This window comes from Acinetobacter sp. IK23, from assembly GCF_035615275.1.
In the GTDB taxonomy this organism is placed as follows: Bacteria; Pseudomonadota; Gammaproteobacteria; order Pseudomonadales; family Moraxellaceae; genus Acinetobacter; species Acinetobacter seifertii.
The window spans coordinates 38,180-53,652 of record NZ_JANBNX010000005.1; the positions used below are offsets into that span (position 1 = coordinate 38,180).

The following is a 15,473-nucleotide window of genomic DNA, read 5'->3' on the forward strand; positions in this document are numbered from 1 at the left end:
GCTTAGGCTAATGGAGCTGGCTTAATTGAAACTGAATTTAGGCAATCATTCTCAATGCCTGTTCCAGACCACGCTGTTTAATGGCAGCCCCTGCACCAAACCATGCTGAATCGAGTCGATGATCGGTACTCATCGCTCGACGTTCATGGTCACAGAACTCGGTGATGCTGCACAATAATCCATAAGCGGTATCCTTGGCTGAACTCAGTTCTGCACCACGTCCATGTCCGTTAAACATGGTCATGACTTTCGACATGGCACGTCCATTTGGCTCGGTTTTATTGTCCGCTTTGGTTGGGGTGTTGATGCCTTGGTTTGGCATAGCAGCATTTCGATAGAACTGAATGATGCTTTCATCTTGTTCAGCCATAGTTAGGTTGGTATTGTTAAACACCGCATCAAAGAAGGCTGCTGCTTCCTGCTGAGTTACCTTACGCTGGCTCAGTTGTTTCATTTCATACATGTGTTCATCCCATGCACGGACTGAAATACCCAACTGTTGTTTAACTTTCTCAGCATCGAAACGAGTGCTGTGTGGGACTTTAACCACACCTGCACTGGTATTTTGTCCTTTGAGAGCAATTGCCAAAGTATTGTTACATACCACCCGGATACTGGTGAACTGTGCAGTGGTTGCTAGAGTGCCATCACAAGCCGTCGCTAGTAGAATATAGCCATTACTCACATCCTTACCCTTGAGTGCTGAAGTCTGTCCAGTCTTGGCTAATGCCCAGAATTTCTTGCCACCTTTCAGTACCCCTGCGGTTTCCAGTTCAAAGCCTGATTGCTCCGTCAGGTCTTTGTAGAAGTGTAGGATTTCCATCGGTTGGACTTCTTGAAAGCGTTGGCTGACCACGGATAAAGGTGCATGCGTATCTGAACGGTAAAGCACTCGTTGTTCTTCAAAAGGCATGATGATGCTTTGTCCACGTTCATTCTGTGCCATGTAATTGACATCCGAGGATTCTATCCGCCAGTCCATGCCTGCTTGTTGTGCCCAAACCTCGATGGGTTGGTTTGGTGTGAGTTCATTGCCTAACCCATGCCAAGGGGTTTGTCCAGTGAATGCCATAGTTTCAACTAAATGTGCCATAAGAATAATTCCTGTATCGATTTTGAATGGGTAAAAGGGTTCGATTTAAATTTTGCTAAATACTTAATTGCGTAAATTCGGGCTAAAGCTGCGGTCACAGTTGTTGCAGTAATACTGTTTGCGATAAGTTGGGTGAAGCGGTTGTTGCTGTTCATCTTCAGTGATCAACATCCAGATACCGCCAATCAGTACCCCAACGATTGCACCTGCAATTGGAGGAATATTCAGGCTTTTGGAAACACTCACTCCTAATGTGGCAAGTGCCATCGGTGACATCACACTATTGGAAATGGGGTTATTGGTTGAGGTACTGGGTAAATGTTGGGTTGATTCAAGCAGTACCGTCTCTCGGGACTGGCAATAAGGACATGGCAAACTCATTGTGGTATTTCCTGTAAATGAATAAAAAAACCTGCTGGGGAAGCAGGCAAAATGATTGCAATGTAGCTGAAGCATGTATTGGTGCTATCTCAAATGGAGAAACACTGTTCTCAATTAGATGCTATGTATTTGTATTTTTTTAGAATGCGTTTTTTTTCATCAGTTTTAGGCAATTTTTGAATGATGATTAAACAGATCAATTGACCTGTTTTTTAGCAGCGATTATGATGCAAGGGCTGACCTACATTGTCAGTCGGTTTTGACAGACCGCTCATCTAGCGCATCGGAGTTTATTCATCTGAGTATTCTTTGTATGTGTAAAAACCTTCTCGTCCCCCTTTGCGGTAGAACGGGAGGGGGACGCGTTCGCGCGTGCTGGTTCTAGATGTCCAGTCTGTCAACCCCTTTTCGTTCTGCCACCATAATCAATTGACAGTGATTCGGTAGAACTTCTAATTCATCTAGGAGTCAACCATGACGCAATTTACTGTGCTTTATTATTCCCCTGCACTTTCTCTGCCTCTCAGGCATTTTATTCCAATTCATTTATCACACGCTTTCACTGTGTCCTGATTGACTCAAGGCATCAATTAACTGCTGCATCCATTTTGGTCAGTGGTGTTTTGTGCTGGATAAAAATCATGAAATTCATCGCACAGCTTATTTTGGTTGTCCTTATTGTGCTCAGTAACAGCATCGCTAGAGCCTATGACAGCCAAGCAAAATGTATTTGAAATTACAGGCAATTTCATAATTCATTTTTAAAAACTTAAAAAATATTGGATGGGGAAAATAATAGGATGAAATACATTTCAATTGCGCTGCTCACCAGCCTTGCGTTGGTCGGCTGCTCAAAACCACAACAAGATGATGTAGAGAATAAAGAACTATCTCAAAAGATTGAAAACATGTCATTGAATGATGCTGTCCCTGCACAGGCTGTTTCTTCTCCTTTGATTATCGCTCGCAATAAAATTACACCTCCGCTAACAAAGACTGGAGAAGACTTTCAGGAACTCATCAAAGATGAGGGGTATTTTTCCTTTTATCCACCGTATAAAACCATCTATGGATTGCAGATGTTTGCTGAAAATGACGATGTTGCAGATTATTGTGCAAACTGCGTGTATTTCCAGTCCATTCTCAATGATTTAAGAAATGTGCTGGCTTTAAAAAACAATCAAGTTTTAGTGATCGGACATACTGATCAACAGTTTCCTGCATTCACTTTTGCTTTAGGTGATGACTATTCTTTGCGTGCAGCGCATGATACGGCAATCAATTATATAAGATCGACAATGCAGGTGACTCCACCACAAAAAGATCAATTTGAGAGTACAGAACAATATCAACAACGTATTCAGACACTTCAAAATGAGTTGGATACTAAAAATGCCCATCTAAATTATGACTTGAAGCTTTTAGAACTCAGTTTAAATGCTACGTCTGGTCAAAGTCTGTTTATGCCAAGCAGCTATACACCGAATGATCGACCAAATGGTCCGATTGATAATTTTGTTTATTACGATGCTGATTCGAAACAATTACATTTTGAGAATATGAATTTCGCATCTGATCTTATTGTGAATTTCACAGCCCCATCCACGCCAGAGTTAGCACAAAATATTATTACGGCTGGTGGACAGAAGTATGTCGGTTACATTTTTAACTTCAATAATCATAAATTGGAATTAGAGAGCTTAGTCATTTATCAGGCCAACAACACTCAAGCTGATTCTGCGAATGAACCGATTGCCATCCTTGAACCGAGCACCATGTCCTTTCAACGCAAACATTTCAACGGCATAGAAAATGCTCGATTAAAGCAATTTGATGTGACACTGAAAAAGCCAATTCCTTTTGATTTTAGCTTGGAAAACTACACGCCGATCGAAAAGGTATTTAAAAAGATCGATGAGTAATTCCCACTTTTATAAAAAGTAAAAAATTGATTGACCAAACAATTAAATACACAGAGTTGGGCTTTCACCCAACCCTGTAGATCACAATATTCGATTAAATATAGGCATGTGTAATGAATTTTATTCCATCGATTGTTTTATCCAGTGTGTTGCTACTGACTTTAACTGCGTGTAATTCAGGTAACGATGCACCAAAACCAAAGGATACCCCAACTCAAACAAGTGAGCATAGCACTGCTGATGCGACTGAAACTCCGCCTCAATCTGAAGATGATTTTCCAGCCGTTGATAAATCCTTTCTGGAAGATGAGTCATATAATGCTGAGGAAGGGACTGAACCCACTGTACAAGAACAATTTGAAGTCCGTGTCCGTCGTGAAGAATCACAATACTCCATGACAGGCTATACCGATTTGTTAAACATCATGTCCTTGAACGATGCGCCAACCACCATCACAGGGGTTTTAATCAACCGTGGTAATTGCAGAAGCAAAGGCACTTACGATTACCAAAATATGCGCTATGGCTCAGTGGCAAAAGTCTACTTGGGCTGTTCCGCTGAATATGTCCGTGAAGTGACCATCACCACCAACAGTGGTTTGACCTATACCTATAATTTTTAGAGATTTAATCACAGCGATTTATACAAGCATAAAAAAGGCGTTCTAATCAGAGCGCCTTATATTTGAAAAGTTTACTTAGCAGGGATATTCCCTGTATAGCTTTGCCATAAATAGGAAATATGCTGACTCATATACCGATAAAGTTTGAGGGGGCCATTTAGAAACTCAAGCTGTTTACTCCAGTAGCTACGCATATCACTGTCCGCAAAGTAACAGTGTTTTTCCCAAACCAAATAAGGTGATCCTTGCACAAGCTCATGTCCCTTGTGTAAACAAGCCCCTCTCCATACCCGTAAGATAAAATCAGAATATTTACACTCATCACCAATCACATAAATGATGGCATGGACTGAATAAAATCCATTCAGTGATTTCACAATACGCCATTGCACATCATACAGCTTGCCAGCTAATTCTTCGGATTGATGTAATCTTTCCAGCCATTTACTAGCAAGTTTTGGTAATTTAACTTCGGCATCAAATTGTAAGGGAATAGTAAACATACAAGGTAAATCATAGATCATACAATTGATCTGCTTATGTTTGTCTAGACAACGTTTAAACAATGCCTTTTGGAATTTAATACTTTCATTAATTGGTTCAATAAATTTTGTATATTCCAGTGCAATCCGTCGTTTCAGAAACTTATGTTTAAATTGATCATGAATAAGCTCTGCATTCTCTACAAGGTAATTCATATTACCGTAATGAGAAAAGCCTACTGTATCAAAGATTGCAGCCCAATAAGGATTTAGTTGAAATCCATGTAATACCAAACGGTGATAATGCAGCCAAGGTAGAGAATTTAAAAATATACGATAATTCTTATCCAAACATTTGGGTGATCGTTTATCCATAACCGCTAGTTTCCCATTTTCAATTTGAGCTGCATTTTGAATACTCTGTCCTAAGAACAAATGAGTATTAACATCCAGCATGAATGGGATAATTGGTGTCTGCGGTATATAGTGTGCTTGAGGAGTCGCTGAATAATGAGTCATTTCATGCCTCCTTTTGACCAGTATTTTTAAGAGATTTACCCATTTTTATCGCAACATCCTTAGCAATATTTTTACCAAATACACGTATGAAGTAGGCTTTATCATTTCTAAGGTTTTGCTCATTCTCTTCATCCTGCTTAATCCTTTTATGCACAATGAATTGGTCTCTTTTGGTTATATAACGGATGGCTTTAATCAAATACTCGTATTTTTGTTTATCACTGCGATGTAAGGTGCCAATACCGACATCTTTGTATTTGCCATTGTGAGCATCAATATTGCAATTATAGTAAGTCCCCTCATCACCAATCACTCTTTTCCAGACCTCACCAATCTGTTGTGCTAACTTAATGTCCTGTGAGTGTTTACGACCATCGAGAAAGAAAAAACAGTGGTAGTGATAGCCCGTTTTTTCGGCAAATTCCAATTTCCATAGATAGCCCAATATACGTAAATTTGAAGTACGCTTTAAATAACGAAGGCATGTGATTAAATCTGCTTTGACTTGGGCAAGTTCAGGGTTTTGTGTTTTTCCATAACGAAAATCGACACGAGCAATGACAATTCTCGAATGTTTAGCCAGTATCGTATCTACACATTCTGTAGCGACCTTTTGCTGATATTGGGAACGTTCCCTTCGTTTTTTCTGTTGGTATTTGAATTCCTTTTCTTGAGTTAGCAAATACAAACGTTCAATGAATAGATTAATTAATTCTGCATAACAAATTGAAGTTATTGTTCCATCAGTATTTCTTAGCTGAATAATATCATTGGGGTAATGTAGATAAAAATCAGCATGAAAATAACCCTTTAGAATTTCGTTATACGCTTGCATAACAATCTTATGATGCTCACAATCATAATGCTCTAGAGGATCAAACCCTTGGATGAGTATTTGCTTTAATAATTCAATGAATTTTTTATCAATAGGCTCATACCATCCATGATACAGAGTGCCTTTGATCTTACGATAAGCCTGCACATAGTTGTGTTTTAAGATTTGTTTTACTAATTCAATTTCTGAGAATATTTTCTCAGCTTCAGGATTTGATCGAATTTCATATTGGTTATATTCAGTGTTGAAATCTAATAAGTAATCCAATGCCAATGAGCTTGAATGCTGATCGTCTGCTGCATTGAAGCATTCTTCATACATTGAATTGAGTAAAGACTGTTGCTCTTCCAATGGTGCTGTAATCTGAATGGGCTGATTAGATGAATCAGTATCAGTTATTTCAGTCTGCTGATTTAGAAAGTGTTCAGGTACTTGTGTTAAGTATTCATGTGCTAAAGCAGGTGTTTGATTATTACTCATAAGATAGGATGATTGATTCATAATAATGAACTTCTCTGTACGTAATTACACCTAACAATTTGTTAATTAAGTCAATTTATATAATAATTAATATTATTAGATATACTGATCATATAAGTAACACAAATGGTCAGGCGTAAAAATCACTGTAATCCCATGACCTCGAAATCAAGGAATTACAGTGTTATAAGGGTTAATAGGGTATGTGAGAGTTGTAAAGATATCTTGCTAATCTGGTTAGCTTTTTTTTGAATTGATCCAATCAATTATGTCCTGCTCTAACCAACCAACGGCTGATAGTCCCAATCTAATCGGACGAGGAAAAGACGAATCATATCTCTTGGATTTCGGGTTCATTTTGTCATACAGACTTGATTTACTTAAACAGACTAATTCTGTTACTCCTTTCATTCTAAGAATCTGATTTTTTTTGGTTTCTGAGGTTTGCATTGTTTACTCCGATTTAAACCTGATGTGGATGTCTTCGGATATAAATATGCTCTAGAATCCTCAGAAACATCAGCAAAACAAGATTCACAATTGTTAAGTAGCGTATTTAAATGAGTAATCCCGTCTTCGATCATGAAATTTACAGAATAGCTCACCCTGTAATGCAAAAATTAGTAAAGCAAGCTGTAAAAGCAAGAGAGTTTCAAGCAACTTTCCCAAATCTGTATAACGAGTTAATACGTATTAGGGATGTAATATTGAGGCAACTGGTCAACCTGCTAACTGAAAAATATAAAGAAAGAAAGTCACTACCTATTGAGCAAATCAAGATTGAAGTAGAGATAATTGTCTTTGGCAGACAGTTACTCAACCATGTAATGGGATATTGTCAAACAAGGCAATTAGTGGATGAAGATATATTTTTGTTAAACCATTTACTTCAACCAGATGAACTAACATCAATATTTGAAGAACTTTATTGCATATTTTGGGAAAACATCAAAAGTTATGAAGAATGGACACAATTCCCCAATTTTTCGACAAACCTCAAACGTATTTTGAACGAAAAGTATTTCTTACCTGACTTGTTACCATTCTGGGATATTAAATCTCTATTTTTGGATTATCTTAAAATTTATATTGAATATCATAATTTTAAGAATAGCAAAGATATAAAAGGCACAAATATAACTCAAGTCCCTTCATATCACGAAGTTAGGAATGCAATTAAAGGATTGAAAATTTATGGTACACCACTACAGAAGTCCACAAAATCATTTATTGGATGCTCTCCGTTAGATGCCAATTTGCCACCTTCAAAGTTCATAAATCTTCATCTAAATCTAGAAGAGGATGTTAGCAATCTGCCTGTGCTTTTAAGTAAATTTATACATGAATTTATGGCTACAAGATTAGATAATCAGAGAAATGGGACAGATGCCCAGCCTATTATTGACAATAAGGTTTCTGAAAAAATTCATAGCTTGAGCATCATTTTAGATGATTGTGCAAATTCACTTGAAGTACTCAAAAGAGCTGATGCAATTCTTACTGCGCTAATCAGCCTGATTTACTACGATAAAATTTTTGAAACAAAGATCAACAAGGGTAACATCCAGCAGTTTGAATCAGCGAATTATTCTAAATTTATGCTAAGTGAAATTCACGGCTCTGCAAACCAAACTATAATTGAGAATGCTATCAATCAAGATCGTCGCAACTCAATCAATCATACAGGCATGGATTATTTTTCCGATTTGTTCCAAACGCTTTATGAATTACTTGAAAATGATAAAGATATAAAAACCATAAAGCCTAAAAAAGCAACAATATTTATCACTTGTGGTATGAGGGACATACTTTATGAACATACATTTAGTAAAGCAAGTCTAAGTAAAGGTCTAAATGATATGGTGAAAAATTTATCACCAGAAAATTTATATGAGATCATCAATCTGTAAGGATGCAGACAACTTAACAGTCCGTATGATATACCAGTATCATCAAATTTATGGGTTTAACATCACTTACAAGCATCTAAAGAATATGGGTAGATTTATTTTTTTACAGTCTGCCCATAATTATGAATCGATAAAATCTCATAAACAGAATGTATAAGATCAAGAAAACTCATCCAAGATGAAAGTAAAGATAAGCAACAGTAAAAAACCAAATACAACAGACCATTCAAGCATAAGACCAAAGTGGATATTTGCAAAATTCCCCACCTTAAAATCAGTTTGGAATTCTACTAGAAATTTTCTTTCAACTAATATGATGTCCAAATAAGTAAAAAGATGTCTCTTTAGATATCACCTAATCCAATGTTTGATGAGGGGTAGGTTGAGGGGTAAAATCATAGATAAAAAACAAGCCCTTGTAAAAACAAGGGCTTATTTAAATATTTGGCGGAAGCGGTGAGATTCGAACTCACGGAGGACTCACACCCTCGTCGGTTTTCAAGACCGGTGCATTAAACCGCTCTGCCACGCTTCCAACGAGCGCTATAATATAAATAAAAAGCCAACTTGGCAAATCTTTTTATTTAAGTTTTTATCTGAACGCTCAAAATAAAAACAAAAAACCTTTAATTTTGAGTTTTTATCTACCTCTTACTACTTTTATGCCTAAACTTATTTTTATTTGGGAAGTATTAATTGTCTTTAACTATCCTTCATGCTTCACATAACTATATGATACTGGTCTATCTTTTTGATAACATAGTCACAAAGATAAAAAAGCTTTACGCTTTACTCAGGGTATTCTCCCCTTTTCAATTACAGATAAGTTTTAATTCCTGATGTGGTTTCTAACGAAACTATCTATATGAAGAAAGTTTGAGCTATATGACGAACCGCAAATTATTAACGGCTGAAGGCTATCAACGATTACAAGATGAGCTAAATGATCTTGTAAGAAAAGAACGCCCAGAAATTACCAAAATTGTGTCTTGGGCAGCTAGTCTTGGCGATCGCTCAGAAAATGCAGATTATCACTACAACAAAAGAAAGCTACGTGAAATTGATCGTAGGATCAGATACCTCACCAAACTTTTTGAAGTTGCCCAAAAAGTAGAATATCGGCCGGAACAAGATGGTAAAGCTTATTTTGGAGCTTGGGTTGAGTTAGAAAATGATGAAGGCGAAACTACTAAATTCCGTATTGTCGGCGATGAAGAAATTTATGGTCGCAAAGACTATATTTCTTTGCAGTCACCTATGGCAAAAGCTTGTTTAGGTAAAGCCGTAGATGATGAAATACAAGTTCAAACACCTAAAGGTAAAATGATTTGGTACATAACAAAAATAAGTTATCAGTAATTAATTCAGAGTATTCATTTTATTTTTTATTACAACCCAAATTATAATATTAAAAATATATTAATATCCAAATTTATACATATTATTTTATATAAAATTAGAAATCATTAAATTTAAAAAAGTATATAAAATGCCATCGATAATTGATCAAAATTAAAACACAATTATATTTTTATATAAAAAGAGATTATTAATCATGAAAGGTATAAAAATTTCTGCAATATCTACTTATCATCCAAGAACAATTAGAAATAATGAATATTTTTTAAATAAATTTGAAGATAAAGACAGTTTAAATAGAATTTTTAAAAAAGTAGGAAGAAATAAAAGACATGTCATTATTAATGATGAAGAAAATGCGCTCACAATGGCAGTTAATGCATCAAAACAATTATTAAAAGATTATAACATTTCACATGATAGCATTGATATTATTATATTTTCTTCTACAACATTAGAATATCTATCTCCAACTAATGCTTTACTGATTCATTCAGAATTAAATATTAAAACTGATTGTATATGCTTTGATATAAATGCTAATTGTTTAGGAATGTTCGTTGCTCTTGAACAAGCATCCGTTTTGCTCGCATCAAAAGAAAGTTATAAACGCGCACTGGTGATTGGGTCTGATCATCTAACAATGCTTGGAGATGAAAAACAGGTGATTCCTTCAACAATTGTCGGAGATGCAGCAGCAGCAATAATACTAGAAAAAAATACCGATGATTCGGGCATTATTGACAGGATGTACCAAACAGATAGTAGTTTTTGTAAAACTATTGTTTTTCCTCCTCATGGCCTAACGAATTATCACAGTAAGGAACAAAAAATTCATTGGGCACCATTTACTGGTTTGGAAAGTGTGGAATTCGCGGCAGATGCACTAGATAAATTATTGAAGAAAAATAATTTAAACATTGAAGATATATCTTGTTTTTTACTATCCCAATTTACGAAATCAAATATTGATATTCTTCAAGATAAAATCAATATTCCCTCTGAAAAAATTGAATATATTGGAGATCAATATGGATATACAGGAGTAAGTAGTTTTTTTATTGCCTACAAAAAACGGTTAGAAAAATCACTTATAAATAAAGGTGATATTATTGTTTTTTGGTCTTTAGGAGCAGGTTATCAGACCGGTGTAATGCTATGGAAGATTTAATAAGATATAACTGATAAAGATATTACTTTAGCTAAAAGATACTTTTTCTAATGGTATCTTTTAGCTTTAATTTAAATGTAAACAAATTAAATAGAACTAAAAATCACTAAATTATTTTATTTTTTCAGTTATTTAAGCTATAGCAGTTACCTAGTATATAAATCAAATTTCACGTTGTAATAACATGATGGCTACAAAACGTAGCATTTCATACCCGATTTTCTCACACCATAAGTGTATAAATTTTCTTCCTTAATAAATTCATGGTGTTATGTTGATATATCCGATATTTAATTGTTCAAAATTTGACAAACTTTTTTTTGAATATTATGATGCGCGCATCTTAAATGTTGAGTATTTTTTAACCCAACCTAAAACTATGTAGATTTTCTACACAGTCTGTTTTTTCATTTCATGTCATTTTGAATGACGTCATGAGTGCCCACCCCTTATTGAATTTATCAACTTTTAGAAGTTATGGCAGCTTTTTGTCTGGCTTTTAGGGCATAAATTATCTGTAGCGGAGACAACATGCACAGTAATTCAAGTTCTGGGTCGAGGCTTTGCCTTAACTCTTTATTTTCTTCTCTCCCATTGAAAGTTCTTGCACTCAGCACTATGTTTTTTCCATTTCATAGTATTAATGCAGGAAAAACCCTACAGTACAATACTGTAGTTAACACAAACACATTAACGGTAGTTGCTGTAGAAAGCCCGACTACTGTTTTTAAAGAAGATCAATTTTTGCATGGCTTTGGTTATGACCTAGCTCGTAACTATGCGCAAAGCTTAAATGTAAAACTAGACTTCAAAATCGTGGCAGATAATGCCACTGCACTCAAATGGGTCCAGCAAGGTAAAGCAAATCTTGCAATGACGACCGCAGGCTTAAGCTCAATCGAGAGCAAAGGTTTAATGTCTTTTTCTGCAAGTTGTGGTGATATCGTAAATTTGCAAAAAAATGGATTAAATCCTGATTTAAGCTGGGTGTTTAAACAAGCAGATGATCCTCTTACACAAACTGCCAGTGGTTTTGTTTGTCAAAGCAAGCAAAATGGTCTGACTCAACAACTGGCTTCATTTTATAACCGTAACGTTGTAAAACCTGAGTCTTGGTCTACGATTCAACGTGATTTAAGTACACGTCTGCCCATTTACAAAGCTAGCTTCAAACAAAGCGCAGCAAAGTATGATTTAGATTGGCATTTGCTTGCAGCAATGAGCTATCAAGAGTCATATCTCAAGCCAGAGTCTGTTTCACCAACAGGCGTACGTGGATTAATGATGTTAACCAACAGTACAGCTCGGGCAATGGGTGTAAGTAACCGTAGTGATCCAGCGCAAAGCATTCAAGGCGGTGCGAAATATTATGATCTCATGTTAAGTGAGTATGATGATATTCCTTTCCCAGATCGTAACTGGTATGCCCTTGTGGCTTACAATATGGGTCCGGGTGCAGTCAACCAGATCCAGAAACGCTTACAGACTCAAGGAAAAGATCCAAACCAGTGGGTTAACCTCTATGAGTATTTACAGCGTAATCAAATGCGAAATGGTCGATACAAACAAGCGGTACAGTATGTGACCCGTATTCGTGCTTATCTTGAGCACATTAAAACGGCACAACCTCGAATCAATATCTAATTTTTATTATTTAAAAGTTGATAAATTCAGTGTTTGTACAAATAAAAAGCTTACCTCTTGGGGTAAGCTTTTTATATGAATTCTTTTTAACTTAAGCTGTTGTTTGTTCTAATACTTTCTTGAACAAATCTTTTTGTTCTTGGCTTGGTTTAGCTGTTTGCAAAGCCATTAACTGAGACATATCGCCTTGAACTTTAATTTTACCAGTCATAAATGCTTGCATAGCTGCAGCCATATCAAACTCTAAAAATACTTTACGTAAAGTTTCAGCATCCATATTTAAAGTTGTTTTGGCATTTGAAGACAAACCTTTTTGGATTTTACCCCCATCCAAAGCTAATTCGGTATTTCCAGAAGCATCTGTAACTACTAAATTAATTGCCAAATTCGCAAGAGCTGGTGGCAAATTAAGATCACCTGCTTCAGCAGTTAATTTTTCGACAGTCGCAAACCAATCATCAGTTAAAAATGCAGGCATGATTCTTCCTCAAATTTATTTGTTCAATTTCTCTAGTTAGTTGTCTATCCAGACAACATCATATGAAGCACTTCTGCTTGTGCGTTGTTATAGCATGTAATTTTAAGGTTGGGCTATGACTTTTTGTACGGAACATTCATTTTTTAGTGTTTTGATACATTAAAGACACTTGTTTATAAAGTGCCTTTAATTGACTTGTTCAAATATTTTATTCAGCAGCGAAACTTAAATTCACTACATCTAAACGATTTTTAAGTTCTTCAGGGTCTTTAAAGTCGATCTCACGCTGAGAATCTAGCGCTTCAAAATCAAACAACTCACGGTCAGCTAACTGAGACGGAGAAACGTTTTGTAAAGCACCAAAAATACTGTGTAAGCGTTTCGGATATTGCTTATCCCACTCACGTAGCATTTCATTAAGCATGGCACGTTGTAAGTTCTCTTGTGAACCACAAAGGTTACACGGAATAATTGGGAACTTACGTAATTCGGCATATTTGATAATGTCTTTTTCTTCAACATAGGCCAAAGGACGAATCAAAATATTTTTCTTATCTGATGATAAAAGCTTAGGTGGCATTGCCTTTAAGCTGCCACCATGGAATAAGTTCAAGAAGAAAGTTGCAATGATGTCATCACGGTGATGGCCTAGCGCAACTTTGGTGGCACCAATTTCTTGAGCGAAGCCGTATAGCGAACCACGGCGCAAACGTGAACACACTGCGCAGTATGTTTTACCTTCAGGTGTTAAACGCTTGGTAATGGTATAAGTGTCTTTTTCCAAAATGTAATATGGAATGTTATTTTCTTCCATATAACGTGGTAAGACATCTTCCGGAAAACCCGGCTGCTTTTGGTCAAGGTTAACCGCAACAATGTCAAAATTGATCGGTGCAACACGTTTGAACTGCAACAAAATGTCGAGCAAGGTATAACTGTCTTTACCACCAGACACACACACCATGACCTTGTCACCATCTTCAATCATATTGAAGTCACGAATGGCATGCCCAACTTGACGGCGAAGCTTCTTAAGCAAACGATAATAAACCGAGCTTGTTGGAAGTTCAGGCTTAAAATTAAATCCTTCGTTGGACTCAACTGGCGCGTACATAGACGAGATATACCCATAAATAAAAATACCGCGCAATTTTATATGATTCGGACGGGAATCGCATCAAAAGAATAGTTTCAATTCTTGAAGTCGTCATAATGCTCAGGCATGATGCAAAAGTCGTGCTCCATTTTGACCGATGAGTTCATTTTTTGCGCAAAATGCTTACTTTTTGGACTTTTCCACAGTTTTCCACAAAACCTGTGGATAAAATTGTGGATTTCTTCGTGCTTGACAAACTGTTTTCACCTTCTGTTAAGGGTTTTATTTAAATTGATCATTTTTTAACCAATCATTTTTACCTTTATTTTTCAAACAGTTATTCAAGTCAATAGAATCATTTTAAAAAAAAAATTTTAATTTTTTTTGATGATCATTCGAACAAAACAGCTTGATTTTTTAAAACAGCGAAAATAAAAAAAATTACACAAAACTTCTTTCTTTAATATTTTTTGATAAACTCTTTGACAAGTCTTGAATACCTTAAAATTGTGAATAACATAAAATGAAAAATTCGGTTCAATATCTTTTTTCTTGTTTGCTGGGGATGACCACTTTTTCGGTCGGTGTAACGTCGACTTTTGCAGGTCAGATGTACGTTTACCAAGACAAAAATGGCAGTACTTTACTGACTAACCGTAAAAGCTATGACAATTCACTCAAGAAAGTAAAAGTGACTTACTATCCTGATAGTAATATTCATAGTTATACAAACTGGGGCGCTTCAGAAGCTTCTGTTCTACCAAGCTATAGCAAAAATAAAAATGCGTTTGACCATATTATTAAGCAGGCGGCGCAACAGCACGGTGTATCTGAAGGTTTAATTAAAGCAGTCATGCATACCGAATCGGGTTTCAATGTAAATGCCCACTCTCCAGTCGGTGCCCAAGGCCTAATGCAACTCATGCCAGCCACTGCCCGTCGCTTTAACGTTTCTAACGCTTACGATCCTCAGCAAAATATCTTTGCTGGTGCGAAATATCTGGGCTGGTTGCTCAAGCGTTTTAATGGCAATACGCAAATGGCACTCGCAGCCTATAATGCTGGTGAAGGCAACGTTGATAAATACGGTGGCATTCCCCCATTTCGTGAAACCCAAGATTATGTTCGCCGAGTAACCAGTCGATATCAGAACTTATATTCTTCTGGGGTAAGCCTTTCATCTTTTACGAACTCAAATATTTCTACCCAGACTGTAAGTCGCCCAGAGCTACCTCAAGCCGCCACAACACAACAAGTATCGTCTAAACCTGTTAAATATTCTTCTGCACGCCAAATTGTGACTTTGGCTGATGGTACCTATACTGATGCACCTACAGGAACTTATGTCACCAATAACGCAACAGCAATTGCGCATATTAGAATCGAGTAAATTGAAACAACTCATGCATTGCAGTTAATCTTTTAACGAGGCCCATTGTCTAAAAATTGTAATGATCTATTACCCACGCCTCTGTGTTTA

General features: G+C 36.3%; 14 protein-coding genes and 1 tRNA gene. 7 read left to right on the forward strand and 8 right to left on the reverse strand.

Translation table 11 applies throughout. From position 1 onward, the window contains the following. Positions 1–37: 37 nt before the first annotated feature. Both MSG95_RS05470 and MSG95_RS05475 read right to left on the reverse strand, forming a co-directional pair. Entirely contained in the window at positions 38–1,093 is a 1,056-nt protein-coding gene (locus tag MSG95_RS05470; RefSeq protein WP_004801549.1) for a DUF932 domain-containing protein, read from the reverse strand. Positions 1,094–1,156: 63 nt separating this feature from the next. After that, entirely contained in the window at positions 1,157–1,474 is a 318-nt protein-coding gene (locus tag MSG95_RS05475; RefSeq protein ID WP_004801552.1) for a hypothetical protein, read from the reverse strand. Between the two features lie 800 nt (positions 1,475–2,274). Between MSG95_RS05475 and MSG95_RS05480 the strand changes: the two genes are divergently transcribed. Next, a complete protein-coding gene (locus MSG95_RS05480; RefSeq protein WP_005003187.1) occupies positions 2,275–3,396 on the forward strand; it encodes a hypothetical protein in 1,122 nt (373 codons plus the stop codon). A 113-nt stretch (positions 3,397–3,509) separates the two neighbouring features. Next, on the forward strand, positions 3,510–4,019 hold the full coding sequence (locus MSG95_RS05485) for a hypothetical protein (protein WP_004699703.1): 510 nt from the start codon (positions 3,510–3,512) through the stop codon (positions 4,017–4,019). Positions 4,020–4,090: 71 nt separating this feature from the next. Here MSG95_RS05485 and MSG95_RS05490 read toward each other — a convergent pair whose 3' ends face one another. The 3 genes from MSG95_RS05490 to MSG95_RS05500 form a co-directional block, all read right to left on the reverse strand. Further along, positions 4,091–5,020 carry a hypothetical protein gene (locus MSG95_RS05490; RefSeq protein ID WP_004699700.1) on the reverse strand — a complete coding sequence of 310 codons (930 nt, stop codon included), beginning with the start codon at positions 5,018–5,020 and terminating at the stop codon, positions 4,091–4,093. Position 5,021: 1 nt separating this feature from the next. After that, complete coding sequence (locus tag MSG95_RS05495) at positions 5,022–6,356, reverse strand: YagK/YfjJ domain-containing protein (protein WP_004699698.1); 1,335 nt, start codon at positions 6,354–6,356, stop codon at positions 5,022–5,024. 216 nt (positions 6,357–6,572) lie between these two features. Then, positions 6,573–6,785, reverse strand: a complete 213-nt coding sequence (locus MSG95_RS05500) for a helix-turn-helix transcriptional regulator (RefSeq protein WP_004699696.1) — start codon at positions 6,783–6,785, stop codon at positions 6,573–6,575. A 110-nt stretch (positions 6,786–6,895) separates the two neighbouring features. On the opposite strand from MSG95_RS05500, the gene MSG95_RS05505 reads away from it, so the two are divergent. Next, positions 6,896–8,245: a hypothetical protein gene (locus MSG95_RS05505; protein ID WP_004801557.1), complete on the forward strand. Its 1,350-nt coding sequence runs from the start codon at positions 6,896–6,898 to the stop codon at positions 8,243–8,245. A 445-nt stretch (positions 8,246–8,690) separates the two neighbouring features. On the opposite strand, the gene MSG95_RS05510 is transcribed toward MSG95_RS05505, so the two are convergent. Continuing rightward, positions 8,691–8,780: transfer RNA gene (locus MSG95_RS05510), tRNA-Ser, on the reverse strand. Between the two features lie 350 nt (positions 8,781–9,130). On the opposite strand from MSG95_RS05510, the gene greB reads away from it, so the two are divergent. The 3 genes from greB to MSG95_RS05525 all read left to right on the forward strand — a co-directional run bounded on the left by greB (position 9,131) and on the right by MSG95_RS05525 (position 12,419). Beyond that, positions 9,131–9,604: a transcription elongation factor GreB gene (gene greB, locus MSG95_RS05515; protein WP_004699685.1), complete on the forward strand. Its 474-nt coding sequence runs from the start codon at positions 9,131–9,133 to the stop codon at positions 9,602–9,604. Positions 9,605–9,800: 196 nt separating this feature from the next. Continuing rightward, positions 9,801–10,775: a 3-oxoacyl-[acyl-carrier-protein] synthase III C-terminal domain-containing protein gene (locus MSG95_RS05520; RefSeq protein ID WP_004699683.1), complete on the forward strand. Its 975-nt coding sequence runs from the start codon at positions 9,801–9,803 to the stop codon at positions 10,773–10,775. A 531-nt stretch (positions 10,776–11,306) separates the two neighbouring features. After that, on the forward strand, positions 11,307–12,419 hold the full coding sequence (locus tag MSG95_RS05525) for a transglycosylase SLT domain-containing protein (RefSeq protein ID WP_004699682.1): 1,113 nt from the start codon (positions 11,307–11,309) through the stop codon (positions 12,417–12,419). A gap of 91 nt (positions 12,420–12,510) precedes the next feature. On the opposite strand, the gene MSG95_RS05530 is transcribed toward MSG95_RS05525, so the two are convergent. After that, on the reverse strand, positions 12,511–12,897 hold the full coding sequence (locus tag MSG95_RS05530; RefSeq protein ID WP_004699680.1) for an SCP2 sterol-binding domain-containing protein: 387 nt from the start codon (positions 12,895–12,897) through the stop codon (positions 12,511–12,513). Between the two features lie 208 nt (positions 12,898–13,105). Then, positions 13,106–14,011: a tRNA 2-thiocytidine(32) synthetase TtcA gene (gene ttcA / locus MSG95_RS05535; RefSeq protein WP_004699678.1), complete on the reverse strand. Its 906-nt coding sequence runs from the start codon at positions 14,009–14,011 to the stop codon at positions 13,106–13,108. Between the two features lie 505 nt (positions 14,012–14,516). On the opposite strand from ttcA, the gene MSG95_RS05540 reads away from it, so the two are divergent. Beyond that, complete coding sequence (locus tag MSG95_RS05540) at positions 14,517–15,383, forward strand: lytic transglycosylase domain-containing protein (RefSeq protein WP_324624614.1); 867 nt, start codon at positions 14,517–14,519, stop codon at positions 15,381–15,383. The last annotated feature ends 90 nt before the right edge of the window (positions 15,384–15,473 follow it).